General features: G+C 45.6%; 23 protein-coding genes and 2 pseudogenes. 24 read left to right on the forward strand and 1 reads right to left on the reverse strand.

The annotated features are described in order from the left end of the window. Positions 1-90: 90 nt before the first annotated feature. From DXT99_RS05390 to DXT99_RS05505, 24 genes and pseudogenes are all read left to right on the forward strand, one after another. A complete protein-coding gene (locus DXT99_RS05390; protein WP_115564516.1) occupies positions 91-1,398 on the forward strand; it encodes a nucleotide sugar dehydrogenase in 1,308 nt (435 codons plus the stop codon). Positions 1,399-1,514: 116 nt separating this feature from the next. Continuing rightward, on the forward strand, positions 1,515-2,495 hold the full coding sequence (locus DXT99_RS05395) for an SDR family oxidoreductase (RefSeq protein WP_115564517.1): 981 nt from the start codon (positions 1,515-1,517) through the stop codon (positions 2,493-2,495). Between the two features lie 380 nt (positions 2,496-2,875). Continuing rightward, positions 2,876-3,814: a glycosyltransferase family 2 protein gene (locus tag DXT99_RS05400; protein ID WP_115564518.1), complete on the forward strand. Its 939-nt coding sequence runs from the start codon at positions 2,876-2,878 to the stop codon at positions 3,812-3,814. A gap of 168 nt (positions 3,815-3,982) precedes the next feature. Next, positions 3,983-4,382, forward strand: a pseudogene (locus DXT99_RS28075) (transposase); the annotation flags it as partial. Between the two features lie 905 nt (positions 4,383-5,287). Beyond that, positions 5,288-6,079 (forward strand): sulfotransferase, encoded by a 792-nt coding sequence (locus tag DXT99_RS05410; RefSeq protein WP_246000458.1) that lies wholly within the window; start codon positions 5,288-5,290, stop codon positions 6,077-6,079. A 185-nt stretch (positions 6,080-6,264) separates the two neighbouring features. Next, positions 6,265-7,050 (forward strand): 3'(2'),5'-bisphosphate nucleotidase CysQ, encoded by a 786-nt coding sequence (gene cysQ, locus DXT99_RS05415; RefSeq protein ID WP_115564520.1) that lies wholly within the window; start codon positions 6,265-6,267, stop codon positions 7,048-7,050. Next, entirely contained in the window at positions 7,050-8,822 is a 1,773-nt protein-coding gene (locus DXT99_RS05420) for an SLC13 family permease (RefSeq protein ID WP_115564521.1), read from the forward strand. Before cysQ ends, DXT99_RS05420 begins: the two co-directional genes overlap by 1 nt. Before the next feature lie 4 nt (positions 8,823-8,826). Continuing rightward, complete coding sequence (gene cysC, locus DXT99_RS05425; RefSeq protein WP_115564522.1) at positions 8,827-9,435, forward strand: adenylyl-sulfate kinase; 609 nt, start codon at positions 8,827-8,829, stop codon at positions 9,433-9,435. Beyond that, entirely contained in the window at positions 9,428-10,333 is a 906-nt protein-coding gene (cysD, locus tag DXT99_RS05430) for a sulfate adenylyltransferase subunit CysD (RefSeq protein WP_115564523.1), read from the forward strand. Before cysC ends, cysD begins: the two co-directional genes overlap by 8 nt. A gap of 64 nt (positions 10,334-10,397) precedes the next feature. Next, positions 10,398-11,642, forward strand: a pseudogene (cysN, locus tag DXT99_RS05435) (sulfate adenylyltransferase subunit CysN); the annotation flags it as partial. A gap of 15 nt (positions 11,643-11,657) precedes the next feature. Continuing rightward, positions 11,658-12,437 carry a polysaccharide deacetylase family protein gene (locus DXT99_RS05440; protein ID WP_115564525.1) on the forward strand — a complete coding sequence of 260 codons (780 nt, stop codon included), beginning with the start codon at positions 11,658-11,660 and terminating at the stop codon, positions 12,435-12,437. After that, positions 12,427-13,287: a sulfotransferase family protein gene (locus DXT99_RS05445; protein ID WP_115564526.1), complete on the forward strand. Its 861-nt coding sequence runs from the start codon at positions 12,427-12,429 to the stop codon at positions 13,285-13,287. The genes DXT99_RS05440 and DXT99_RS05445 overlap by 11 nt, the downstream gene beginning before the upstream one ends. Then, on the forward strand, positions 13,284-14,453 hold the full coding sequence (locus tag DXT99_RS05450) for a glycosyltransferase family 4 protein (RefSeq protein ID WP_115564527.1): 1,170 nt from the start codon (positions 13,284-13,286) through the stop codon (positions 14,451-14,453). Before DXT99_RS05445 ends, DXT99_RS05450 begins: the two co-directional genes overlap by 4 nt. Before the next feature lie 304 nt (positions 14,454-14,757). Next, a complete protein-coding gene (locus DXT99_RS05455; RefSeq protein WP_115564528.1) occupies positions 14,758-15,771 on the forward strand; it encodes an NAD-dependent epimerase/dehydratase family protein in 1,014 nt (337 codons plus the stop codon). After that, positions 15,761-16,906: a LegC family aminotransferase gene (locus DXT99_RS05460; protein ID WP_115564529.1), complete on the forward strand. Its 1,146-nt coding sequence runs from the start codon at positions 15,761-15,763 to the stop codon at positions 16,904-16,906. Before DXT99_RS05455 ends, DXT99_RS05460 begins: the two co-directional genes overlap by 11 nt. 2 nt (positions 16,907-16,908) lie before the next feature. Continuing rightward, on the forward strand, positions 16,909-17,538 hold the full coding sequence (locus DXT99_RS05465; protein ID WP_115564530.1) for an acetyltransferase: 630 nt from the start codon (positions 16,909-16,911) through the stop codon (positions 17,536-17,538). Continuing rightward, positions 17,535-18,560, forward strand: coding sequence for an N-acetylneuraminate synthase (gene neuB / locus DXT99_RS05470; protein ID WP_115564531.1), 1,026 nt, complete (start codon positions 17,535-17,537; stop codon positions 18,558-18,560). Before DXT99_RS05465 ends, neuB begins: the two co-directional genes overlap by 4 nt. Beyond that, a complete protein-coding gene (gene neuC, locus DXT99_RS05475) occupies positions 18,557-19,714 on the forward strand; it encodes a UDP-N-acetylglucosamine 2-epimerase (RefSeq protein WP_115564532.1) in 1,158 nt (385 codons plus the stop codon). Before neuB ends, neuC begins: the two co-directional genes overlap by 4 nt. Beyond that, a complete protein-coding gene (locus DXT99_RS05480) occupies positions 19,711-20,595 on the forward strand; it encodes a formyltransferase family protein (RefSeq protein WP_115564533.1) in 885 nt (294 codons plus the stop codon). Before neuC ends, DXT99_RS05480 begins: the two co-directional genes overlap by 4 nt. Beyond that, positions 20,592-21,266, forward strand: coding sequence for a PIG-L deacetylase family protein (locus tag DXT99_RS05485; RefSeq protein ID WP_115564534.1), 675 nt, complete (start codon positions 20,592-20,594; stop codon positions 21,264-21,266). The genes DXT99_RS05480 and DXT99_RS05485 overlap by 4 nt, the downstream gene beginning before the upstream one ends. Before the next feature lies 1 nt (position 21,267). Further along, positions 21,268-22,314 (forward strand): nucleotidyltransferase family protein, encoded by a 1,047-nt coding sequence (locus tag DXT99_RS05490; protein ID WP_115564535.1) that lies wholly within the window; start codon positions 21,268-21,270, stop codon positions 22,312-22,314. Beyond that, the gene (locus DXT99_RS05495) at positions 22,315-23,001 is read left to right on the forward strand and encodes an acylneuraminate cytidylyltransferase family protein (protein WP_115564536.1); all 687 of its coding nucleotides are present in this window, start codon (positions 22,315-22,317) and stop codon (positions 22,999-23,001) included. It abuts the gene before it with no gap. After that, complete coding sequence (locus DXT99_RS05500; protein WP_115564537.1) at positions 22,994-24,793, forward strand: ABC transporter ATP-binding protein; 1,800 nt, start codon at positions 22,994-22,996, stop codon at positions 24,791-24,793. Before DXT99_RS05495 ends, DXT99_RS05500 begins: the two co-directional genes overlap by 8 nt. Positions 24,794-24,860: 67 nt before the next feature. Then, entirely contained in the window at positions 24,861-25,655 is a 795-nt protein-coding gene (locus DXT99_RS05505) for a hypothetical protein (protein ID WP_115564538.1), read from the forward strand. Here the strand turns inward: DXT99_RS05505 and DXT99_RS05510 are convergent. Next, complete coding sequence (locus tag DXT99_RS05510) at positions 25,643-25,957, reverse strand: hypothetical protein (protein ID WP_115564539.1); 315 nt, start codon at positions 25,955-25,957, stop codon at positions 25,643-25,645. The two genes, DXT99_RS05505 and DXT99_RS05510, sit on opposite strands and share 13 nt — an antisense overlap. Positions 25,958-25,985 lie beyond the last annotated feature (28 nt).

Consider the following 25,985-nt stretch of genomic DNA (forward strand, 5'->3'; position numbering starts at 1 on the left):
AATGTATGATAATAATTGACAACAGTTCGTACTTTAGGGCTGATTAAAGGAGAACATACAAGTTTATCATATTTATAAATTAAAATTAAAATGTCGCTAGGCAGAACCGAAACAGAAGAAACAATTATTGCGGTAATCGGGCTGGGGTACGTTGGCTTACCACTTGCTGTTGAATTTGCAAAGAAATACAAAACATTTGGCTTCGATATAAATGCACAGAGAGTTGCAGAGCTAACAGAAGGGAAGGATCAGACACTGGAGGTTTCGGAGGAAGAACTTAAGAAAGTTATAGTGAGCGATAGCACCGCTGGCAAGGGATTAATCTGCACAGACCAGCTAGGTAACATCGAAGCTGCCAACTTTTTTATCATCACAGTGCCTACTCCGGTAGATAAACATAATCGCCCGGACCTCACACCATTGTATAAAGCCAGTGAAACAGTTGGAAAAGTATTGAAGCGCGGCGATATCGTAGTATATGAGTCTACGGTGTACCCTGGCGTTACGGAAGAGGAGTGTGTGCCTGTGCTGGAAAAAGTATCCGGCTTAGAGTTTAATGTTGATTTTTTTGCTGGTTACTCACCAGAACGAATCAACCCCGGAGACAAAGAGCACACAGTTGCCAAAATTCTTAAAATTACGTCGGGGTCTACACCTGAAGCGGCAGAAAAAGTAGACAAGCTTTACAACTCTGTGATTTTAGCGGGTACGCACAAAGCTACATCAATAAAAGTAGCAGAAGCTGCCAAAGTAATCGAGAATGCGCAGCGTGATATCAACATTGCTTTCGTAAACGAATTGGCTAAGATTTTTAACCGCCTGGGAATTGACACAGACGAGGTACTTCAAGCTGCCGGAACAAAATGGAATTTCCTGAATTTTAAGCCGGGCCTTGTTGGGGGGCATTGTATTGGTGTAGACCCGTATTACCTGGCTCAAAAAGCACAGGAGGTCGGTTATCATCCGGAGATTATCCTGGCAGGGCGCCGTCTTAACGACGGTATGGGCGAGTACGTGGCACACGAGGTCATTAAGCTGATGGTAAAAAAGGATATTCCTGTAAAAGGAGCCAATATTCTGGTGCTGGGTATCACTTTTAAAGAGAACTGCCCTGATGTGCGGAACACCAAAGTTGTGGATATTTTACGCACACTCAAAGAATACCAGACGAATATCACCATTTATGATCCCTGGGCTGAGCCTGATGAGGTAAAGCATGAATATGGTTGGGAATCAGTGAGAGAACTTGGTAATATATCAGACTGCGATGCCATTGTATTGGCGGTATCACATAACGAATTCAAACACCTCGACTTACAGAAGCTTTGCAAAGCCAATGCTGTTATTTACGATGTAAAAGGAGCCTTGCCAAAAGCCATGGCTGACGCAAGACTATAATTTGGTTTAGGAGGCTTAAAAAGTTTAGAGGGTTTAGATTAGCTATACTATACTCTCCAAACTTTTTAAGCCTCCTGAGCAATCAGAAAGTGTAAGTAAACTAACAAACTTAGAAAGTGTACGAAACAAAACACCACTCAGAAGACTTAAGCAAGTTTTCCTTTCTTGTAACAGGTGGCGCCGGTTTTATCGGTTCTAACCTAGTAGAATACCTGCTGAAATATGGCGCAAATAAAGTACGGGTGCTCGATAATCTAGCTACCGGGTCACAGTCAAACATACAAGCCTTTAAAGACAATCCTGCTTTTGAATTTATGGAGGGGGATATCCGGGATCTGGAGATTTGCCGGCAAGCCTTAGAGGGAGTAGATTATGTTTCGCATCAGGCGGCTCTTGGTTCTGTGCCCCGTTCCATCAACGACCCTGTCACCACCAATGAGGTGAACATCAATGGCTTTTTAAACATGCTGGTTGCTGCCCGGGATGCTGGCGTGAAGCGTATGGTGTATGCCGCCAGCTCCAGCACGTATGGTGACCATCCCGGCTTGCCAAAAGTAGAGGAGGAGATCGGTAATCCCTTATCACCTTACGCGGTTACAAAATATGTGAATGAGTTGTATGGCAGCGTCTTTTCCAAGACGTATGACTTTCATACCATAGGGCTCCGTTATTTCAATGTTTTCGGGCCAAAGCAAAACCCGCAGGGACCTTATGCTGCCGTTATTCCACTGTTTATTGAAGCGGCCCTTCGTAAAGAAGCTCCTTATATAAATGGTGACGGGGAAACCAGCCGTGACTTTACATTTGTAGAGAATGCCGTGCAGGCAAATGTAAAAGCCATGCTTGTGCCCGAAGTAAAGGAGCATGAAGTCATCAATATTGCTTTCGGTGAACGTACTACTTTAAACCAGCTCTGGGAGAAGATCAGTAACATTGCAGATGTGAACGTAGCACCCCAATACCGGGAAGAACGAAAGGGAGACGTAAAGCATAGCCTGGCAGACATTTCTAAAGCAAAGGAACTGATTGGGTATAACCCGGAGTATTCTGCCTTGCAAGGCCTGCAGATTGCGGTGGACTGGTACGCTGCAAGATAAATAAGTAGATAGATAGGTAATACCCGCTACAGGTAACTAGCTAAAATCTACAGTCCCAGTATTCTTCTGCGCACGTTTATTCTCAAGTGCGTAATCGTATTTTTCCTGTGCTTGTAGCGCGTTTTCTCAACGCGGAGTGAGCGCAGTCTTCACTCATTCCATTTCGCTGTACCTGCGCCTGCACCATGGTGTATTATCGCGCAGCCTAACCGGAACTATTCTTCTTTTAAAGTGCAGCGTTATGGACGGAGGCTTTTACGAGCGCCTCCGTCCATAACGCTGCTTAAGTTTTACAACATTTCAGGCTGAGAAACAGTATTCTTTGCTAGACGGCTTGTCTGTTTGGCAGTCTTCTGACACATATATGAATTTAATATTTTATGGACATAAAAGTTTCAGTCGTTATACCAACGTTCAATAGGGAAGATTTGATCAGTGAGACTCTGGATTCTGTTCAATCGCAAACCTTACCTGATTGGGAATGCCTTATAGTAGATGATGGTTCCACTGACGAGACTGAAGCAATAGTACAGCGATACGCGCAGGCAGACCCCCGTTTCAAGTATGTAAAACGGCCACCTGACAGGTCGAAGGGAGGCAACACCTGCAGAAACATAGGCTTAGAACTGGCAAAAGGGGAGTTTATACAGTTTCTGGATTCAGACGATTTGCTTGCCCCCACCAAATTTGAAGAGCAGGTTCGTGCCCTCAGCACCAGCGAACCCCATGCAGTGGCTACCTGTAAGTGGGGCCGTTTCAGGACTTCTGAGGATGAACTGAGTGCCAAGCCAAACGAGCCTACTTACGTCAGCACCGAAGGTCCTTTGGAGCTATTCAATATTTTTGGCAAGCACAGCATCTGGTTCCCCCCCCACGTGTACCTGGTAAGGAAAAAAACAATTGAAGAGGCTGGCTACTGGAACGAAGACCTGAAGATGAACCAGGACGGGGAGTTCTTTGCTCGGGTGCTCTTATGTGCCTCCCAAATTGTTTTTGTGCCCACTGCGGAAGTGTACTACAGGCGCCATACCGGCAGCAACACCAGCACCTGGAACAAAGAGGACAGGGTAAGAAGCATGATTACGAGCTGGAAGATTATAGATGCTGCTATTCAGAAGAAGTTTGGTATTGCCAACCATCCTTATGTAAAACAGGCCAGAAACCTAATCTACAATAATGTCAAAGACCGGTTTCCTGAGATTATCCGGGAGAACCAGGACTTCTTTAAATTAAAGCGATCCTGGTTTGAAGAGTTTTCTATAAAAGCTAACTCAAGATTGCAGCTGCTGTACCTTAAAAAAATAAAAGGCACTTCCTGATGTTATATATGCTTTAAGTGTAAATAAGAGGCAAACTAAGGTGATGCAATTGAATTAAATCGTTTTTAAACACACAATGCTTTTAGAGTGGCATCCATCAGCAGCACAAAGCGGTTGATGGAGAGCAGGAAGGCGTAAAGTTGATAGCCAAAGCGCCTACGCATGCTGCTTAGGCGCTTCTTCCCCAAGGCTGTTTCCTACACCCAGTTCCTCTCCCTTGCCCGCCAGAGCTGCTTCCACGCCTTCCTCTTGGCCCAATGCCGCAGCAGCCTCTCCGCCCGCACCGGCCACTACTACGTCAACTCTAAGAAGCTGCCCGTCTCGATAATCTCAGGATACACTCCCACAGGGTCTTAGAGGGGATAGCCAGCCGCGGGAAAAGCTCCACCGGCTGGTTCTTCGGCCTTAAGCTGCACCTGGTCACTAAGGTCAGGAAGAACATGAAAAATATATGCTCCTTACCCTCTGAGATAAGCTCGATCTGATGAAAAGAGGGGGCATAGAGGCCGTTAATGACATTCTCATGACTGTCTGTAACATCGACCAAACCCGCCACAGAAATCTTTTGGCAGAAGAGCAGCTTGCTACAGCTACCGGCAAGGCTGCAGCGGGCATCTCCCTCAAGCTTGAGTATTCTGCCAGGCTTCCGCTCCAGGTCGTGGTGCTGAAAATACTGCTGGCAGAGCGGCCCGAATTCGCAGAGAAGAGGCATAAACTCTTCTGGCTGTAGGCTAGTTAAACATAAATATTCGGAGCAGTTTAGTTGTATATTGTTGGTAGTTTGCCTACTAAAACAATAAAAAAGCCAACCGATCTTTATTGTTCCGCCTAAAATTTCCTCAGAATAATCTCTTATAGTATAGATGTAACCATCCGCGCGCAAGAGCGTTGTATTACTGTTATCATAGTGCCCACACACGCTAAGAGGCTAATTTAGAACAGCCTGAAGACAATGAGCTGCAGCGAGAAAGATAAGAATTGAGTTAAATGTTTCACAAACGAGAAGGTGTGTAAGCTGCCTATAACCTAGTTGAGTCTTTAGTGCCTGCCTGTTTAACAGGTCCAGGAGCATGGCCTGATAATCAGCGGTTGCTATATAACTTTCTTGAGCAGGCAGTTAGGTGGTATAACACTGGAAATACTCTAAAACCATGAGAACGCAGAAGCTTACGACGCAAAACCGGAAAGATCATGAATAATTTATATTGATATACAGGTGCTTAGAAGGTGAAATAGTAAATTTTTAAGACATGTTAGGTTCATCTTCGTACTTGAATACCCGGATTAACTCATTACCAAGGCAGCGGAAGAGGTGAGGGAAATTGAAGAGACCAAATTAAAAAAATCAAGCTATCGTTGCAAATGAATCTTGACTGGAGTAAAAATTAATAAGCTACATATATGCACAAACTATACAACTGTATCATTCTTTCCACAAAGTCAGCAGGCTCTAGTGCGCTGCAGCAATTCCTTGTGCAGGATTTTGGTTTTAAAATGACAAAAAAAGTCCGGCATCATGAGAATGAAACCTTATTTTGGGCAAAAGCAACTTCTATACTAAGGCTTCCCCAGCAAAAGTTGCATAGGAGCAAACTACCTTATTCATATGATAAAGCCTTTGAAAGCCTGCAAAAGTTTGTCAGTGAAAATGAACTAGGCAACCTGACATCTGGCAACGTGACAAGGGAAGAAATATTCAACCTATATTCCCGGCTTATACAGCAAAATCAGCCTCGTTTTGTTGAGAAGAGCCCACATCATCTTTTTAACAAGAGTAATTTAGACCTGATAAGCGAGTATATTTCTCTTCACAAAAATGATATCGACTTTAAGGTCATAGGCTTAGTCCGACATCCTCTTTCTGTTATATATTCAGGTTGGGACAGGTGGAAGTTTGATTGCAGACTGTTTGAAAACGAATGGTATACATCCAATCAAAACCTGTTGCACTACCAGAAAGAACTGGACATTGAGATTGTTCGCTATGAAGACCTGGTGGCAGAAAACGGGGCGTTCATGCAAGAAAAGTTAAACCTGGAGCCTGTCTCAAACAATTTCCATTTCAGGAGCTCTTCTCTTTATAAGTGGAAAACAGATGATAAATTTGGGCACGAGCTAAGTGATGAAACAAAGCAACTGGCCGCCAATTTCGGATATAGTGACTTTGAAACTCCCTATAACAATTTGTCGTGGAAAATTAAAGAAATGGCAACGTATGCTGGTGTCGAGATAAAGCGGTTGTTACGCTCAAATGATGTGGCTTAGTTAGCTTAGCGTGCTCGCAAATAAGAATTAGCAAGTCTGCCGGAAAAATATAATATTGCCCATATAAAGGCAGACATAGACATAAGATCAGGCTGAGAGGATGTAAACACGCTATGTAGAAGCATCAAAATCTGGTTGCTATTGTTCACCTCTCAGCTGAGCATATACAAAGTATTAAGTTAGAAATGGATTTAAGTAAACTTATTTCTTCAGCTGCTATCGAAGCAGGTATAAAAATATTAAAAATCTATGAACAAGAATTTACTGTAGAATACAAATCAGATGAGTCTCCTCTAACGCTTGCAGATAAAATGGCACATGAGGTAATAGTGTCCTTCCTGGAAAAAACACCATACCCTGTATTAAGCGAAGAAGGCAGCCGCATTCCGTTTGAGGACAGAAAGAACTGGCCTTCTTACTGGCTCATCGACCCGCTGGATGGAACCAAGGAGTTTGTAAAGCGCAACGGAGAATTTACCGTAAACATCGCCCTGATAAAAAACAATGTTCCTGTGCTGGGGGTAGTATATGCCCCTGTAAAGCAGTGGCTGTATGTTGGTGCATCGGGAGAAGGAGCCTGGAAACTGGAGCTAACCGAACATCAGCTCCCTGATAACTGGAAGGAGGCAGGGAAAAGTCTGCCTTTAAAAGCCGCTGAGGGCAGAAAGTATACGGTAGTAGGAAGCCGATCCCACAGGTCCGAAGAAACAGAAGCGTTTGTAGCCAGGCTGCAGGAAGAGCATGGCGAGGTGGCCTTTGTGTCGATGGGCAGCTCTCTGAAGCTTTGTTTGGTGGCAGAGGGAGTGGCAGATATCTACCCACGCCTGGCGCCTACCATGGAGTGGGACACGGCAGCAGGAGATGCCATAGCGCGCAGCGCTGGCTGCAGCGTAGTGCAATATCATACTGGAACACCGCTGCAATACAACAAGGAAAACCTGTTGAATCCCTGGTTTGTAGTGAAGCGTTAATGTTTGAACTGCCTATCGAAAAATGGATTACGATAGCTGTGCTGGTGTGGAGCGTAGTAGGCTTGCTACTAGACAAAATCCGCCCGGCGCTGGTCTTTCTCAGCGGCGTTATCGTGCTGCTGCTCGGGCAGGTGGTACAGCCTGCTGATTTTCTGCTAAGCCTGAGCAACGAATCCATTATCACAATTTTTCTGTTAATTTTCATCACCGCCGGCATAAAGAACCACTTCAACCTGATTGGTCTTCTGAACAGGCTGTTCAGGACAGCCAGGAGCCCAAGGGCATTCATGATACGTATGACAGCCGGCGTGTCCGTTCTTTCCTCTGTTATCAACAACACGCCTGTTGTCGCCCTGATGATTCCGTATGTATATCAGTGGTCGAAACGGCACAAGGTGGCTCCTTCCAAACTCCTGATCCCGCTGTCTTTTGCCGCTATTATTGGCGGCATGATGACGGTGATAGGCACCTCTACCAACCTGGTGCTGAATGGCTTTATTCTTTCACGGGAGCCTGAAGGGCTGGGGTTTCTGGATTTCTTCCTGCCAGGGGTGCTGGTAACGGCAGTTGGGCTCTCTTTTTTAGCTACTGTTGGGTACAGGTTGTTGCCCTCCCGGATAAATCCGATGGACGAATTTAAAACCAATGCCCGTGAATATCTCGTAGAAACCCTTATTGAAGAAGAATCTGAGTTGGCCGGCAAGAGTGTTGTTGAAGCTAACCTGCGAAACCTGGAGGGAATCTATCTTTTCGAAATTGTCAGAAAAGGGAAGGGGATCAGCCCGGTAACGCCCGGAGAGGTGCTGCAGGTAGGCGACCACCTGTATTTTGCCGGAGATACTGAAAAAGTAGTGGATTTATTGCGGCAGGACAACGGCCTGCAAATACCGCATTCTGGTAAGTTGGGCATTGCAAAGCATGTGAACCTGGTGGAAACGGTGGTGCCGCGGAACAGCGAACTAACTGGCCGCACGTTAAAACAGAGCCAGTTTCGGGATAAGTATGACGCTGCTGTTGTCGCCATTCACCGGAAGGGAGAGAATCTGAACGGCAAAATAGGCGCTATAGTGCTGGAGCCGGGAGATCTGTTGCTCATATCTGCGGGCCAGAAGTTTCTTTCGCGTAACAAAAACAACAAAGATTTGTACACTGTATCTGTTGTGTCCAGAACAAATGGCACTGCTAACTGGAAGAAAGCAGTTTTTGGCATCGGTACCTTAGTGTCGCTGGGGTTGATGGCAGCAGGCTTTTTCAGCCTGTTTTTCAGTCTTTTTCTGGTGTGCGCGCTCATGGCGGTTACAGGCCTCCTCCGGGTGGAGGAAATTAAGGATTTGCTCGACCTGGATTTGCTGATTATTCTGGCAAGTGCCTTAACACTAAGCAAAGCGCTGATTAATACAGGCGTCGCACAGGAACTGGCAACACTTGTTATTCTTTTTTTTCAGGATGGAGGGAAATACGGGGTGCTGATAGGCTTGTTCATCATTACCGTTTTGCTTACCTCGTTTATAACGAATGTGGCGGCTGTTTCCATTGCTTTCCCGATTGCGTATTCTCTAAGCCATGACATGGGGCTCGATCCAACCGGCTTTTACGTCGCGATTGCCTTCGGTGCTTCTGCCAGCTTTCTAACTCCTGTAGGGTACCAGACTAACCTCATGATCTATGGTCCGGGGTCTTATAAGGCAACTGATTTTCTAAAAATAGGCGTACCGTTTACCCTATTATATTCTATAACTTGTATAACCTATATTATACTTATGTACTTCTAATATTATGAGTGAAAAGCTACACATCATACCGCACAAGCACCAGATAAACAGGAGGCTGCGAAACAAGATGAAAGGACACCGCTCCTTAGTCATATGGTTTACAGGTTTCTCCGGAAGCGGTAAATCCACCCTTGCCAATGCCCTTGAAGAATACCTGTACGAGCATGGGTACCACACCTTTGTGCTGGACGGCGATAACGTGCGCAAAGGGCTCAACAGCGACCTTGACTTTTCGGATGAAGCCCGCAAAGAGAACATCCGCAGAATAGGAGAGGTAACAAAGCTGATGGCCGATGCCGGCCTTGTGGTGATGTCAGCTTTCATTTCCCCGTTCAAAGAAGACAGGGAGCGTGTAAGAAGTATAGCGGGAGAAGGCAACTTTATAGAAGTATTTGTAGACTGCCCTGTGGAAGTGTGCGAGCAGCGGGATACAAAAGGCCTGTACGCAAAAGCACGCAAAGGCGAAATCAGCAACTTTACGGGTATCAGCGCTCCTTTCGAGGCGCCTGAAAACCCAGCCATACATATCCAATCAGATAAGGAACCGCTTGATGTATCCGTACAGAAGCTCATTTCTTACATCAAACCCAAATTGAATTTACCAAATGAGTAATTATTCATTAAGTCACTTAAAAGAGTTAGAGGCAGAGGCCATCTTTGTTATCCGGGAGGTGGTGGCGCAGTTCGAGTGGCCGGCCATTCTGTTTTCCGGCGGTAAAGACTCTATTGTCGTCACCCATTTGGCCCGCAAAGCTTTTTTTCCTGCCAAAATACCTATGCCGCTCGTGCATATCGATACCGGTCACAACTTTCCCGAGACCATCGCCTTCCGTGACAACCTGGTAAAAGAACTGGGTGTGCAGCTTATAGTCGGGTCGGTACAGGAATCGATAGACAAGGGGCTCGTGAAAGAAGAGGGCGGTAGAAACGCCAGCAGAAATGCCCTGCAAACTGTTACCCTGCTGGATGCCATTGAGCGGAACAAGATTGATGCTGCCATTGGCGGCGCAAGGCGCGACGAAGAAAAGGCAAGAGCCAAAGAGCGCTTCTTCTCCCATCGCGATGATTTCGGGCAGTGGGACCCCAAAAACCAGCGGCCTGAGCTGTGGAACCTGTTTAACGGCAGAAAGAACATGGGTGAGCATTTCAGGGTGTTCCCTATAAGCAATTGGACGGAGATGGACATCTGGCAGTATATCCTGACGGAGAACCTCGCCATCCCTTCGCTCTACTTTGCGCATCAGCGGGATGTGATTTACCGCGATGATACCTGGCTGCCTATGTCGGAGCATATCCGCCTTCGGGATGAGGAGGAGGTGGTGCGCAAGCACATCCGCTTCCGGACACTTGGCGATATTACCATCACCGGCGGTGTAGAGTCCGATGCCGACACCTTAGATAAAATCATTCTGGAAGTAGCCGCTACGCGCCACACCGAGCGAGGCAACCGGGCCGACGATAAACGCTCTGAAACATCCATGGAAGACAGAAAAAAACAAGGCTATTTCTAAGGGCATGTTTATACTTAATTCTTGAGAAACAGAAAAAAATTAAACAAGCTCTAAAACAGACAACACGATGCAACTATTAAGATTTACAACAGCCGGAAGTGTAGATGACGGGAAAAGCACCCTTATCGGCCGTTTGTTATACGACTCAAAGTCCATTTTCGAAGACCAGATGGAAGCCGTCAGAAAGTCGAGCGAGAAGAAGGGCCTGGACCACGTAGACCTGTCCTTATTTACCGATGGCTTGAAAGACGAGCGGGAACAGGGCATTACCATTGATGTGGCCTACCGCTATTTCGCCACCCCAAAGCGCAAATTTATTATAGCCGACACTCCTGGCCATATACAGTATACCCGTAACATGGTGACAGGCGCCTCCACAGCTAACCTGGCCCTCATCCTGCTGGATGCGCGCAACGGTGTGGTGGAGCAAACCTGCCGGCACTCTTTTATCGCTACGCTCCTGCAAATTCCGCACGTAGTGGTGTGTATCAACAAGATGGACCTGATGGACTACTCTGAGGAGCGTTTTGATGAGATAGTAAAGGAATACACCGAGTTTGCCGCGAAGCTGAATGTGAAGGATGTCCGCTTTGTGCCCATCAGTGCGCTGCATGGCGATAATGTGGTTAACAGGTCCGACAAAATGAGCTGGTACCAGGGCGAAACACTGCTGCACATGCTGGAGACCATCCACATCGGCAATGACAAGAACCTGATCGACTGCCGCTTTCCTGTGCAGACAGTTATCCGGCCGCACAACGATGAGCATCACGACTACAGGGGCTATGCCGGCCGTGTGGCAGGAGGCGTGTTTAAGCCGGGCGATAAGGTACTGGTAATGCCCTCAGGCTTTAGCAGCACCATTAAAAGCATCGACACCTTTGATGGTCCGGTGCAGGAAGCCTTTTCTCCCATGTCGGTGAGCATGACGCTGGAAGATGATATTGATATCAGCCGTGGTGATATGATTGTGCGGGAAAACAACCAGCCGAAAGTGATACAGGACCTGGATGTGATGCTGTGCTGGTTGCATGAGCAGGGCCCTGCCATGCGAGGAAAGTATATCCTGCGCCACACAACAAACGAGGTGCGTACCATGATTAAAGAGGTGCTGTATAAGGTGAATGTGAATACGCTGCACCGCATAGAGGATGACAAGGATATAAAAATGAACGAAATCAGCCGCGTGCGCCTGCGCACAACAAAGCCGCTGCTCGCTGATGCTTATAACCGCAACCGCCAGACGGGCAGTATCATATTAATAGACGAAACAACGAATGAAACAGTAGCGGCCGGTATGATTCTGTAAAACTGCCTCCGAAAAATGAACGACCTGATAGCAAATAAAAAGATAGTTACCTATCATAAAATAAATGCGCAGAATCACCTTTCTGAACACTTTGATGTTTATCAGGGAAAAGATATTCTGATTACAGTGGATGATGGTGATATTTCATTTTATCACTACATGTTCCCGCTGCTTAAAAAGTACAACATGCCTGCCATCCTGTTCATCATCACAGGGCTGATTGATACAAAAATACCTTTCTGGTGGGATGAAATAGTCTATCTTCTGGGAGCAGAAGAAGGGGAGAAAAAGGTATGGGAGGTAAAGAACTGGCCTAACCACAAAAGGCTGGACTATATACAGCAGCTGCGTGATAATAGCAACAAGCCCCCACTGGAGCAGGTGCAGCTAACCACTGCGCAACTACAGGAGATGCAGGCGGCGGGTGTTACCATAGCGAATCATTCGCACACGCACCCCATGTTCGACCAGTGCACCGAAGAAGAGCTGCGGGAGGAGTTCAGAAAATCAAAGCAATTTTTTGAGGATCGGCAGCTAAACGGGTATGAGCTGTTTGCGTACCCCAATGGTAATTACAGCGCTTTTACAGAGAGGATAGCGAAAGAGGAAGGAATACAGGCTGCTTTCCTCTTTGACCATAAGCTGACGGGCAAAGACTATAACCCCTACCGCATATCCAGGTTAAGCGTAACGGATCAAACAAGTGTAAATAAGCTACGCTTCATATTAAGCGGGTGGCATACGAAGATATTGCCAGTTCGCAAGAAAATTTTCAACATACTTAATGGCAGATAAACCACTTTTTCATCGACTTGTCGGGCGTTTAAGAAAGAACAAGGCGCTCATGTCTTTTCTTGACATAACCGGGAGCAACATCCAGAACAAGAAATGGGTCTTTGTAATAGGCTGTTACAATTCGGGCACCACGCTTTTAGAGCAAGTGCTCTCCACACACCCTGCCATGAGCTCTCTGCTGGACGAAGGGGTAGTGCTCACAGACAAACTCCGGCGCCCCGAGGATTTTGCCTGGCGACGCATGTGGCATGCCTGTGAAGATGAAATGAGAATCAAGGAAGCGGAGGCCCCGGAAGTAGCCAGAAGAGTGAAAAGGCACTGGTCTCATTTTTATGATCTGAACAAACCCGTGCTGCTCGAAAAATCAATTGCCAACACCACCCGCATAGAATTCTTTAACAACTATTTTAAGGATGTGTATTTCGTGCATTTAGTCAGAAACGGCTATGCCGTGGCGGAGGGAATACATCGAAAAGCTGCCATTATGGAAGGAAACCCGCTGTTCGGTAAGGAGGACCGTTACCCTATAGAACTCTGTGCACAGCAATGGGCCAGAAGCCTGGAGCTAGTGGAGCAGACAAAAGCAAAGGCAAAAAACTTCTATGAGATCACGTACGAGGAATTCACAGACGAGCCGGATGCTGTGCTGCGGGAAATAACAGATTTTATAGGTGTTGACCCCTTCCGGAACAGCTTCAAGAACGAAGTCTTTTCTGTTCATAATGTGGAGAGCAGCATCCGGAACATGAATAAGAAGAGCCTGCAAACTCTCTCTAACGATGATATCAATTTGATAAACAAAGCTGCTCTCCCTTATTTAGAACAATACGGTTACCTGATAAAGGCATGAAGATACTTTTTGTACAGGATAGCCTTGGTACAGGTGGAGCAGAGCGTTCGAATGCAAACCTATGGTACTACCTGCGGTCGCAGGGTGTGGACCTGAGTATTGTGGTGCTGGAGCATCGCAAAGAGGGCATTGAGCAAGAGATTTTAGGCGAAGGTTTTCCGGTGATATTCTTAAAGAAGGGAAGCTTCCTGCGTAACAGCAGAGAGATTGCTGCTATCATCAAGGCATATAAGCCGACTGTCGTGCATTCTACCCTGATAAGGTCAAACTTACGCGTGAGGCTGGCCAAAATGTTTGCGTCCTTTTACCATGTAGAAAGTCTGGTGAACTGCACTTATGACCCCATCAGGCTACAGGATCCCAGGGTAAGCAAAGCTGGCTTCTATGTATATAAATATATCGATTATTTTTCCCGGTCCAGAGGGGTAGATCATTCCATTGCTATTACGCGCGAAGTAGAGAAACATTACCAGCGCGAGTTGGGAGTGCCCAGGGAGCGATTGTCGGTTATATACCGTGGCCGGAGTGGAAATGACCATCTGGACACAAGCACAGTGAGCCGGATGAAGTTTAGCGCAGAGTTGGGTATTCACCAGGACAAGGTGTGGCTGATCCACGTGGGCAGGCAGGAGTTTCAGAAAGGGCATATTTACTTACTGAAAGCCCTGCAGCAAATTCATGCTGAAAACGCTGCTGTCTGGAATAAAGTCGCCATGGTGTTCTGCGGGAGAAGGGGTAATGCCTCTTCCGATATAGACGCTTTTCTGGAGAAACATCCTGCCCTGAATCAGCATATCCATTGGCTGGGGCACCGCCATGATGTGCCGGAGCTATTGGCTGCTTCAGATGTTTTCGTATTCCCCTCTTTGTATGAAGGCTTAGGCGGCTCCCTGATTGAAGCACAGGCGGCGGCACTTCCTGTCGTATGCTCTGACATTCCTGTATTACATGAGGTGGTGAACGATGGAGAAAATGCATTGATGTTTCCCGCAACTGATGCGGCCGCACTGGCGGAGCAAATAACCAAGGTGACTCAGGAGCCGGCATTGCGGAAAAATATGAGCGAAAACAGTCTGAAGAATTTCAACAAAAAGTTTAGGCTGGAGAAGATCAACGAAGAGACGCTTCGTTTTTATAAAAAGGTAAAGACTGCTGCGTCAGGTTAGAATGTACAACCGACGATGTCTTCTCATGATTGTGCTCCAGTTATTCAGGAAGAAAGGATAAGCATCAACTGTAGAAGGAACAATGAACAAAGTATCACCGTAGGACCTTTAAAAATAGCATTTGTATAGTATATGAAAATGCAAACTTATGCTTATAACAAGTACAGCTGTATCTATTGAAAATCCCGGAGATAAATCCTTTGAGGATATCAGGGCTCCTGATAGGCCAAGTACATGAAGTAAATATATCATACAAGTGGTATGATAGCCAAAAGAATGTAATTGTATTAATAAACTAAAAAAAATGAAAAGTATTTTAATAGTTGGAGGTGCCGGGTATGTAGGTACTGTCTTAACATCTCACTTACTAAAGCAAGGCTATAGTGTAAAAGTGCTAGATAACTTTATCTACGAAAACCAATTTGCAGTTCAGCCCTATATAGGAGATCCGAATTTTACGTTTTTTTACGGGGATCTCAGAAACCAGAAAGACCTGGAAGAAGCCTCTAAAGGTGTTACCGATGTGGTGCTTTTGGCTGGTTTGGTAGGAGATCCTATCACAAAGAAATATCCTCAGGCATCGGAAGAAATCAATGATGAAGGCATTACAGACTGTATACACTACTTTAACGGTAAAGGCCTTGACAAATTAATTTTTGTATCGACGTGCTCTAACTATGGTCTGATTAAAGATAACGAGTTAGCTGACGAAAACTTTGAGCTAAATCCACTGTCGCTGTATGCAAAGGCAAAGGTGGGAGCAGAGCAGACACTCTTGTCTCTAAAAGGTGAAAGCGACTTTACAGGTGTTGTATTAAGGTTTGCAACTGCGTTTGGCGTCTCTCCCAGAATGAGATTTGATTTAAGTGTCAGCGAATTTACAAAAGATATTTTCCAGGGAGAAGAGTTGCTGGTATATGATGAGCATACCTGGAGGCCTTACTGCCATGTGCGCGATTTTGCAAGGCTAATAGAACTTGTATTAGAAGCTGATAAAGACAAAGTGAATTTTGAGGTATTCAATGCAGGTGGAGATGTAAACAACTTTACCAAAAAGATGATTGTGGATGAAATACTGAAATTTGTTCCGGATGGAAAAGTGAAGTACGGGCAGAATGGTAGTGATCCACGAAACTATAAAGTCTCCTTTAATAAGGTAAAAGAACGTTTAGGATTTGAACCCAGCTTTACTGTATCCGATGGAATCAAGGAGTTGGTAGATGCCTTAAAAGCGGGATTTTATTCTGATGCTAAATCTGAAAAGGAGAAGTATGGTAACTATAAGTTGGCTTTAGCAGAAGGGAAGGATGACAAATAAGAAAACGATTGATTTCATTAAGTCTCTTTTCCCGAACAAAGATTTCATCCCTTTACATGAGCCCAGGTTTTTGGGGAACGAGAAGAAGTATGTAGCAGATGCCATCGATTCTACCTTTGTTTCTTCAGTAGGCGCTTATGTGAATAAGTTTGAGGAGATGATGCAGGACCTTACAGGAGCAAAATATGCAGTGGCAACTGTAAATGGCACTTCTGCCTTGCATATGGCACTAGTAGTGGCAGGGGTAAAGCAAGGGGACGAAGTGCTGTCGCAGGACCTGACCTTTATCGCTACGGCCAATGCCATTAGTTATATAGGCGCAAAGCCTGTCTTCTTGGACATTGACAGGAAAACCCTAGGCCTATCGGCAGATAAGTTAGAGGCCTTTTTACAGGAGTATGGGCAGAAGGGCGCAGATGGAACTACGAACTCCAGAACGGGCAACCGGATAGCCGCCTGTGTGCCCATGCATACGTATGGCTTTCCCTGCGAAATAGACCGCATAGCCGCTATCTGCGCAGAGTGGAACATTCCGTTGATAGAAGATGCCGCAGAGTCTTTAGGTAGCTATTATAAAGGGATACACACGGGCGCTTTCGGGCTTATGGGTACCTTCAGCTTCAACGGTAACAAGACAGTGACCGCTGGCGGCGGTGGCGCCATTGTGACAGACAATGAGGAACTGGCAAAATTTGCCAAGCACCTGACCACACAGGCAAAAGTGCCTCATGCCTGGGAGTTTAACCATGACCACATTGGCTATAACTACCGTATGCCTAACCTGAATGCGGCCCTGGCCTGTGCCCAGTTAGAGCAACTCGCTGCTTATGTGGAAAACAAACGGGAATTGGCAGAAACCTACAAACAATTCTTCAGCGAGGTGGAGGGTATAACACTTTGTGAAGAGGGAAAGGATGCTAAAGCGAACTACTGGCTGAATGCCCTGTTGCTGGAGAACAGGGAAGAACGGGATACGTTTTTATCAGAGACAAACAGTAACGGTGTAATGACACGCCCGGCATGGACCCTGATGCACAAACTGCCCATGTTTGAAAATTGCCAGCACCACAATATAGAAGTAAGCCAGTGGGTGGAAGATAGGCTGGTGAACATTCCGAGCAGCGTGAGACTATAAGTATGAAGAAAATTGCCTTGTTCGGGTATTCGAGCCATGCGTATGTAGTAGCGGATGCTATAAGGCTAAACGGAGATGAGCTGATAGGGTACTATGAAAAAGAGAAAGCCCACGCTGACCCATATGGTATCACCTATTTAGGCTACGAGCAGGATAAAGATGCTCTAACCCCTCTGAAGGCAAACGGAATTTCAGGGTTTGTAGGAGTAGGAGAGAACAACATCAGAAAAAAAATCATGCACTTTCTGAAGAGCCAGGGAGTAACCTGTACTCCGGTCATTCACCCGTCCGCTATGGTGTCTGGTATGGCTACGGTAGGGGCAGGTACCCTGGTGGCTGCTGGCGCGAAGGTTAATCCTTTGGCCTCGGTAGGGGCAGGCGTTATCCTCAACACAGGCTGCATTGTGGAGCACGAGTGCAGCATCGGCGATTTTGCGCATATAGCCCCCGGTGCTGTGCTGGCTGGCAATGTAACCGTTGGCGAAGATGCTTTCATCGGCGCGAATGCAGTTGTAAAACAAGGAGTCAGTATCGGGCGTAATGTGGTGGTGGGTGCTGGTGCTGTGGTATTAAAAGACATTCCCGACAATCAGACATGGGTAGGAAACCCAGCTAAAGAGATACGTAAATGAGCAAAACCATTATTATAGCTGAAGCCGGTGTAAACCATAACGGTGACATGGCTTTGGCAAAGCAGTTGATAAATGTAGCGGCAGAGGCAGGAGCGGACTATGTGAAGTTCCAGACGTTTAAAGCCGATAAGTTGGTTAGCAAATCAGCAAAACAAGCCGAGTACCAGGTGAAGAACCAGGCCGGGCAGAGCGACGATTCTCAGTATGGCATGTTAAAAAGGCTGGAACTGTCGGAGCAGCACCATTATGAGCTGCAGGAGTATGCCAACCAGAAGGGAATCAAGTTTCTCTCAACAGGCTTCGAACATGATAGTATTAATTTTCTTGACGAGCTGGGTTTGGATTTTTTTAAAATTCCTTCTGGTGAAATCACCAATAAACCTTACCTGAAGCACGTCGCAGGTAAAGGAAAGCCTGTGGTGTTATCTACGGGCATGGCGTCTTTGAAAGAAATCGACGAGGCGCTTGAAGTGCTGGAAGAAGCAGGGCTGCAACGGGAGGACATAACGGTGCTTCATTGCAATACAGAATATCCGACCCCTATAGAGGATGTGAATCTGAAGGCTATGCTGACCATACGCGATGCTTTTAAAATTAATGTAGGCTACTCTGACCACACCATGGGCATAGAGGTACCTGTAGCTGCTGTTGCTCTGGGAGCCACTATCATCGAAAAACACTTTACCCTGGACAAAAACTTGCCCGGGCCCGATCATAAAGCCTCCCTGGAGCCTGCAGAGTTGAAGGCCATGGTGCAGTCTATCCGGAATATCGAACTTGCTTTGAGCGGAGACGGTAGAAAAAAGCCTAGCCCTTCTGAGAAGAAGAACAAGCCGATGGTTAGAAAAAGCTTGTTTTATAGTGGGGCTATACCTGCCGGTACTGTATTAGAGGAGTCTCATTTCATAGCAAAGCGGCCTGCCACCGGCATCAGCCCTATGCGAATTGACGATCTCCTGGGAAAAACGCTTAAAAAAGAGGTGAATGAAGGAGATCCTGTAGAACATAATGACTTTTCATGAAGAAAATATGTGTCGTGACCGGCACCAGGGCAGAGTATGGCCTGCTGTACTGGACACTGAAAGAACTTAAAGAAGAACCGAGCATAAACCTGCAACTGTGCGTGACCGGCATGCACCTGTCTCCTGAATTTGGGAATACCTATAAGCAGATAGAGAAAGATGGATTCCAGATAGACAAGAAAGTTGAAGTACTGTTGTCTTCCGACTCCTCTGTTGGTGTATCTAAAAGCATTGGTTTAGGCGTGATCTCCTTTTCTGAGGCTTTTGCTGAACTCAAACCTGATCTTATCCTGATTCTGGGCGACCGCTTTGAAATATTCGCAGCTGCCACAGCAGCCATGATTTCAAAGATCCCTATTGCCCATTGCCACGGTGGCGAAGCCACTGAAGGTCTTATTGATGAACCTATCCGGCATTCCATCACTAAAATGTCGCATGTGCATTTTACGGCTACCGAGGAGTACAGCAGGCGGGTGATGCAGCTTGGGGAGCAGCCGGCGAATGTTCATAATGTCGGGGCACTTGGTATCGAAAACATCAACAGGCTAAAACTTCTTGATAAGCAAAGCTTTGAGGAAAGCATCGACTTTAAGCTAGGGAAGAAAAATGTGTTGGTAACCTTTCACCCTGTCACCTTAGAGAATGCCACCGCTGAACACCAGTTTAAGGATTTGCTCCGCGCCCTTGATGAGTTGGAAGAAACGCATATCATTTTTACGAAACCTAATGCCGACACGGATGGTAGAGTAATCATACATCTCATCGATGAATATGTGAAAGCGCATGCAAACAAAAGCATCGCTTTTATCTCTTTGGGGCAGTTAAGGTACTTATCTGCCCTGCAGCATGTGGATGTGGTTGCAGGCAATTCATCAAGCGGTTTAATAGAGGTTCCGAGTTTCAGGATACCCACCATTGATATAGGTGATCGGCAGCGGGGGCGAATAAAAGCTTCCAGCGTTATCTCCTGCGACCCTGACTATTCGTCAATTAAAGAGGCCTTTGAAAAAGCTTATTCAACAGGTTTTACTGCGTCATTGAGAGAAATGAAAAACCCCTATGGTGAAAAGAATGCCTCCAAAGAGATAGTTAAGGTTCTCAAAGAGACTGACATAGAAAATCTGTTAAAGAAAAAGTTTTTTGATCTGAAATGAAGGTTGTTTTTATAGGTACCGTAGAATTTTCGAAGAAGGCGCTGCTCAAACTACTGGAGTTGAAGGTGAACGTGGTGGGTGTAATCACCAAAGCTAAATCAGACTTTAATGCTGATTTTGTGAGCCTGGAGGAAGTTTGCGAGGAGAAGGAGATTCCGTATAAACTGGTGCGAGACATAAACCACCCGAACAATATTGCCTGGATACAAGAGCGAAGCCCTGATGTTCTGTTTTGTTTTGGATGGTCGAGCTTACTTAAAGCCGATATCCTATCTCTTGCTCCCATGGGAGTAGTTGGTTACCATCCTGCGCTTATACCGCAGAATAAAGGGCGGCACCCCATTATCTGGGCTTTGGTGTTAGGCCTGGATAAAACAGGTTCTACCTTCTTTTTCATGGACGAGGGAGCAGACACAGGCGACATCCTGAACCAGAAAGCATTGGAAATAGCACCTGACGATGATGCCGGTACACTGTATAGCAAGCTGGTTAATCTGGCTTTAAAACAAATAGAGGAATTTGTGCCGCAGCTTCAGGCAGGGGAATATCCCAGAATTCCACAGGAAGAGGAGGGAAACTCCTGGAGAAAGCGCGGCAGGAAAGATGGTGAAATTGACTGGCGGATGAGTAGCGAAAATATCAGAAACCTTGTCAGAGGGCTTACCAGACCATATGTAGGCGCCCATTTTATGTATAAGGGCGGCGAGTACAAAGTCTGGAAATGTGAGACAGTTGCTACTGCAGTTGAAAAAAATATTGAGCCGGGGAAAGTGATTGAAAAGAAAGATGGCAGCCTTTTGGTAAAAACAGGTGATACCGCCATTCGCTTAACTGAATTTGATTTAACTGAAGATATAGAGATCGGAGAATATCTGATATGAGAAAAAACGTACTCGTAGTTGCCGCGCATCCTGACGATGAAGTGCTGGGTGTTGGAGGAACCATTTTAAAACATAAAGCCCAGGGTGATGCTGTATATTGGCTAATAGTAACCAACATATTCGAGAAAGACGGATTTACGGAGGAAAGGGTCCGAAGCCGCCAGCAGGAGATTGAAGAAGTTGCGGAACGCTTGGGTATAACTAAAACATTTAAGTTAGATTACCCTACCATGACTTTATCAAGCTCCAGCCTGATAAAGATGATACCAGAGATTTCCTCTGTTTTTCAGGAGGTGGAGCCGGAAGTTATCTACTGCCTCAACAGATCCGATGCCCACTCAGACCACAGGTTTATTTTTGATGCGGTTATGGCCTGCACCAAGTCTTTCAGATACCCGTATGTAAAGCAGGTGCTGATGTACGAGTGCATTTCTGAAACAGAATTTGCGCCTGCTCTTCCTGAAAAAGCCTTTCTGCCGAATTATTACGTAGATATTTCTGATTACCTGGAGCAGAAGTTGAACATCATGAAGGTGTATGCATCAGAAGTGGGGGAGCACCCATTTCCGCGTTCTTTAGAAAACATTAAAGCACTTGCACATTACAGAGGGGCAAGTGTCGGCGTAAAACATGCCGAGGCTTTTCAACTTGTTAAATATATTGATAAATAATATGAATGACTACCACAGACACATTATCAAAAGTAAATCTCCTATAAAACAGGCGCTGGCACAGTTAGACAAACTGGCTGCCGACGCCATTTTATTTGTTGTAGACAGTGATGAAAAGCTCGTCGGCTCTTTAACAGATGGCGATGTGAGAAGAGGTTTCTTAAGAGGCCTTTCTTTAGATGATGTTGTTGATGAGTTTATTCAGCCAAATCCCAAATTCATTCAAAAAGGTGCCTATACTATTGAGGAGGTTATCAACTACAGGAAAAATCAACTAAAGATTATTCCTGTGCTCTGCCAGGAAGGCAGAATTGTGAATGTTATCAACTTCAGGTTTTTAAAGTCCTATTTGCCTGTTGATGCCGTACTAATGGCCGGCGGCAGAGGGTCAAGACTAAGACCTCTAACGGATAATGTGCCAAAGCCCCTGCTAAAAGTAGGAGACAAGCCTATTATTGAGCATAACATGGACAGGCTGATCAGCTTCGGTATTGACGATATTTGGTTGTCTGTTCGCTACCTGGGGGAGCAGTTGGAAGAACATTTTGGGGATGGTAGCTCCAAGTATGTGAACGTTCAATATGTATGGGAAGATGAGCCCTTGGGAACATTGGGAGCAGTAGGCAAAGTAGAAGACTTCCAGCACGACTGTGTATTGGTTTCCAATTCTGACCTGCTCACCAACCTAGACTACGAAGACTTCTACCTGGACTTTAAAGCAAAAGACGCGGCCATATCCGTGGTTTCCATACCCTATACTGTCAATATACCGTATGCCGTTCTGGAAACAGAGGAGACAACTATCAAAAGCTTTAAGGAAAAGCCTACCTATACATATTACTCTAACGGAGGAATATACCTGATCAAGAGAGAGGTGCTGAAGTATATCCCTAAAGATAGCTTCTACGATACGACAGATCTCATGGAGCTGCTTATCGAAAAAGGCTTTAAGGTTAACTCTTACCCGCTGCGGGGATACTGGCTAGACATTGGTAAGCCCGAAGACTTTAAAAAAGCACAGGAAGACATCAAGCATATTAAATTTTAGATGGACTTTCTTTTTTTAATCACAGCGCGTGGCGGCTCCAAGGGACTGCCCGGTAAAAACATTAAGCCTCTTTACGGCAGGCCGTTGCTCTCGTATACCCTGGACGCAGCCAAAGCCGTAAGCTCCCCGGAGCATATCTGCGTATCAACAGATGATGAGGCCATTGCAGCGGTTGTACGGGACGCCGGTATTCCGGTGCCTTTCATGCGGCCCCAGGAACTGGCAACGGATACGGCCACTACGGAGCAGGTTTTGATTCATGCTATTCAGTTTTATGAAAGCCAGGGAGTAAACTATGATTATGTTGTTATACTACAGCCTACTTCTCCTCTAAGAACAGGCCAGCACATTCAGGAGGCACTGAACACTATTACGCCTGATACTGAAATGATTGTTTCTGTAAAGGAAACAGATGCAAACCCGTATTATGTATTAGTGGAGGAAGATGAAGAAGGAATACTTCGTAAATCCAAAGAAGGACATTTCACCAGAAGGCAGGACTGTCCTAAAGTATATGAATTGAATGGTGCCATCTACATCATCAATGTAGATAAGTTAAAACAGAAAGGACTGACTCAGTTGAATAGGCAGAAATACGTAATGGATAAAATGGCTTCAATAGATATTGATGATGAGTTGGATTTCAGTCTTGTTGAATTAGTTATTTCTAAAGAAGAGCGTGGGTAAATCTAATAACATAATAAATAAATACTTTGAGAATTTTGCCTACTTCTATAACCATTTAGGCAACAGGATATTTATCTCCTTTGGGCTAAGCATCATGGTAGGTGTATTGGATGGCTTTGGCCTGGCCATGTTTCTGCCCCTGCTCCAGATGGTAGACAGCAGGAACGCTGAAGTGGACTCGGAACAGATGGGAAACCTGTCTTTCCTGATTGATGGACTCCGGTCGATGGGCTTTACGCTCAACCTGCAGACCGTGCTGCTGGTTATGCTGCTGTTTTTTTCGCTGAAGGGAGTAATGAAGTTCCTGGAGGGACTCTACAAAGTTGTGCTGCAGCAGCGCTTTATACGGCAGATTCGTTTTTCAAACATCAACCTGCTATCGGGGTACCGCTATACGGAGTTTGTTAACAGCGACTCCGGAAAAATTCAGAATACCTTTAGCGGTGAAGTTGACCGGGTAAACCAGGCATACCGGGCTTATTTTAAGACTTATCAGTATGGCGTTATGGTGCTGGTATACATGTGCTTCGCGCTGATGGCCAATGCCCAGTTTGCCCTTTTTGTAGCTATTGGAGGGGTGCTTACAAATTTCTTCTTCAATTACTTCTACAAAAAGACAAAGCAGCTTTCAAAAAAATACACCACCAAGACACACGCTTTTCAGGGTTTGCTCATTCAGATGGTGGCCAACTTCAAATACCTGAAAGCATCCGGGCTTATTAGTGAGTTTGGGCAGAAGTTAAAAAAATCAATCACCAGTATAGAGGTAATACAGCGTAGAATAGGCACCTTGTCTGCTGCCCTGTCTGCTGTGCGGGAGCCAATGGTAATTCTGGTGGTGGTAGTGGTGATACTGGTGCAGGTAAACTTTCTTGGAGAAAGCCTGGGCCTGATTATCCTGAGTTTGCTTTTCTTTTACCGGGCGCTGAATTTCCTGATGTCCGTTCAAAACTACTGGAATTCTTTTCTGGGTGTATCAGGCTCTCTCGATAATTTATCGGAGTTTACAGAAGAACTGGCGCAGCACCAGGAGGTACCCGGAGCGAAGAAGTTTGAAGGTTTTCATGAGCAGATTGAAATAAGGAACCTCAACTTCTCCTACGACACGATGCATGTGTTGAAGGGAATTTCGCTTACTATCAGGAAAAATGAAACTGTAGCGCTGGTAGGAGAGAGTGGCTCCGGAAAAACCACCTTAATGAATGTACTCAGCGGCTTGCTTCAATCCGACAAAGGGACATTCCTGATAGATGGAAAAGAAATCTCTTCCTTCGATGTGCGCTCGTACCAGCAGCGCATAGGGTATATAACACAGGAGCCTGTGATTTTCAATGATACCATCTTCAATAACATTACGTTCTGGGATGAGCCCACACCAGATAACATAGCTCGCTTTCATAAGGCCCTGAAGCTGGCCTCTATCGAAGACTTTGTCAATAGCCTGCCTGAAAAGGAAAACGCGCCTCTCGGCAACAATGGCATCATGGTAAGCGGCGGTCAGAAGCAGCGTTTATCTATTGCCCGGGAGCTGTATAAAGAGGTTGATTTCCTGTTTATGGACGAAGCCACCTCTGCCCTGGATTCGGAAACAGAGAAGAGCATACAGGAAAACATCGACCAACTAAAAGGGAATTATACGATTGTCATTATTGCACACCGTTTGTCCACTGTTAAAGATGCCGACAGAATAGTGTATCTGAAACATGGGGTTGTGGAAAACGAGGGAAGCTTTGATGATCTGAAGGAAACCTCTAACAGGTTTAAGAAAATGGTTGAGATGAATAACTTGTAAAAGGCACTGCTGCAGAAGCTATAATTAAACAGGCTCTAAATTTTTTATATGAATCATCAAACTCTTCATGGTTAATATCAGATATTTGAAAGGAGTTGCCAAATATGCAAGAAAGCGACTGTCATATTATTTTGCGGATCTGGCAAATATATTTTTTTATGACACTGTTAAAGAACCCTATCGATTAATAAAGGTAAATCCTGCAGCTATCAGTATGCGATTGCTACCTTCCAAGCGAACGGACAAGGATATTTTTGCAAACATAAAGAAGGAGGCTCTGCATTTATATGACCTGGAAAGAGGGGCTTTTGATCCGAAACGAAACACTGGCCGTATTTTGGGTGGTGATTGGGACCTGAAGAAAAAACCATACGATGTGGACATGATGTTTGAATCGTATAACAAGCGATTCAACGAAGGGGCAAACTGGGAAGATACTGCGGTTTTCGAGCAAGGAGTAGGCGTGTTAGAGAAAGGAGGTATAATGTATGGATGCCGGACCTTGGAGGAGTTTAAAAGCAAAAGGCTGGACTATATAGACAACTTGTGCCATGATATAAGAACAAACGGCTTTCGGACGCAGAATAATACCCTGGAAAATGATAAAAGAAGCCAAGATACCTACCACGAAATTACAGTAAACATTGGTAGAAACGGAGAGCTTATTTATAATAACTGTACAGGCAACAACAGGCTGGCGCTGGCTAAAGCCCTTCAACTCGAATACATTCCTGTATTAGTAGTTGTGAGGCATAAAAAATGGGAGCTTTTAAAAAAGAAAGTTAGAGAAAACCATACTTCTGGAATAAATAGTCTTTTGGTAGAGCAAGTTAGAAGCCATCCAGATTTTCAAGCAGAATAATAATGGAATTGCATAGTTAGTTCACTGGAGGCTTTTTCTCCAGCCACTGGGCCATTTGCCGCTTCTGCTCCTGGGTGAAGCGGCAAATGGCCCAGTGGCAGTTGCATGTAAAACCGGTCCGAGAACGTGGTGGGGCTGCAGTCAAGAGGTACGCGCAGGCCACGCAGGCTGGTGTGCGCCATGGCTGCTTTTATCGCCCTGAGGTGCTCGCGCTCGTACTCCTGCTGGTGGCAGGCATAAAGCCGCTGCCACTCTGCCCTGTCAACACCCTTCTGCTTTACCTGTTCTAACTGCCTGGCCATAGTCGTTCCCGTTTAGAAGACAACAAAA

Source organism: Pontibacter diazotrophicus, assembly GCF_003367245.1.
Taxonomy (GTDB): domain Bacteria; phylum Bacteroidota; class Bacteroidia; order Cytophagales; family Hymenobacteraceae; genus Pontibacter; species Pontibacter diazotrophicus.

Excerpts from the sequence above, each read along its gene's own strand:
- DXT99_RS05450 (WP_115564527.1), top strand. The coding sequence starts at position 13,284 with ATGAAGATACTTTTTGTACAGGATAGCCTTGGTACAGGTGGAGCAGAG.
- DXT99_RS05505 (WP_115564538.1), top strand. The coding sequence starts at position 24,861 with ATGGTTAATATCAGATATTTGAAAGGAGTTGCCAAATATGCAAGAAAG.
- neuC (WP_115564532.1), top strand. The coding sequence starts at position 18,557 with ATGAAGAAAATATGTGTCGTGACCGGCACCAGGGCAGAGTATGGCCTG.
- DXT99_RS05455 (WP_115564528.1), top strand. The coding sequence starts at position 14,758 with ATGAAAAGTATTTTAATAGTTGGAGGTGCCGGGTATGTAGGTACTGTC.
- DXT99_RS05490 (WP_115564535.1), top strand. The coding sequence starts at position 21,268 with ATGAATGACTACCACAGACACATTATCAAAAGTAAATCTCCTATAAAA.
- DXT99_RS05495 (WP_115564536.1), top strand. The coding sequence starts at position 22,315 with ATGGACTTTCTTTTTTTAATCACAGCGCGTGGCGGCTCCAAGGGACTG.
- DXT99_RS05465 (WP_115564530.1), top strand. The coding sequence starts at position 16,909 with ATGAAGAAAATTGCCTTGTTCGGGTATTCGAGCCATGCGTATGTAGTA.
- DXT99_RS05460 (WP_115564529.1), top strand. The coding sequence starts at position 15,761 with ATGACAAATAAGAAAACGATTGATTTCATTAAGTCTCTTTTCCCGAAC.
- DXT99_RS05390 (WP_115564516.1), top strand. The coding sequence starts at position 91 with ATGTCGCTAGGCAGAACCGAAACAGAAGAAACAATTATTGCGGTAATC.
- cysC (WP_115564522.1), top strand. The coding sequence starts at position 8,827 with ATGAGTGAAAAGCTACACATCATACCGCACAAGCACCAGATAAACAGG.
- DXT99_RS05420 (WP_115564521.1), top strand. The coding sequence starts at position 7,050 with ATGTTTGAACTGCCTATCGAAAAATGGATTACGATAGCTGTGCTGGTG.
- cysQ (WP_115564520.1), top strand. The coding sequence starts at position 6,265 with ATGGATTTAAGTAAACTTATTTCTTCAGCTGCTATCGAAGCAGGTATA.
- DXT99_RS05485 (WP_115564534.1), top strand. The coding sequence starts at position 20,592 with ATGAGAAAAAACGTACTCGTAGTTGCCGCGCATCCTGACGATGAAGTG.
- DXT99_RS05440 (WP_115564525.1), top strand. The coding sequence starts at position 11,658 with ATGAACGACCTGATAGCAAATAAAAAGATAGTTACCTATCATAAAATA.
- DXT99_RS05480 (WP_115564533.1), top strand. The coding sequence starts at position 19,711 with ATGAAGGTTGTTTTTATAGGTACCGTAGAATTTTCGAAGAAGGCGCTG.
- DXT99_RS05510 (WP_115564539.1), bottom strand. The coding sequence starts at position 25,957 with ATGGCCAGGCAGTTAGAACAGGTAAAGCAGAAGGGTGTTGACAGGGCA.
- cysD (WP_115564523.1), top strand. The coding sequence starts at position 9,428 with ATGAGTAATTATTCATTAAGTCACTTAAAAGAGTTAGAGGCAGAGGCC.
- DXT99_RS05445 (WP_115564526.1), top strand. The coding sequence starts at position 12,427 with ATGGCAGATAAACCACTTTTTCATCGACTTGTCGGGCGTTTAAGAAAG.
- DXT99_RS05400 (WP_115564518.1), top strand. The coding sequence starts at position 2,876 with ATGGACATAAAAGTTTCAGTCGTTATACCAACGTTCAATAGGGAAGAT.
- neuB (WP_115564531.1), top strand. The coding sequence starts at position 17,535 with ATGAGCAAAACCATTATTATAGCTGAAGCCGGTGTAAACCATAACGGT.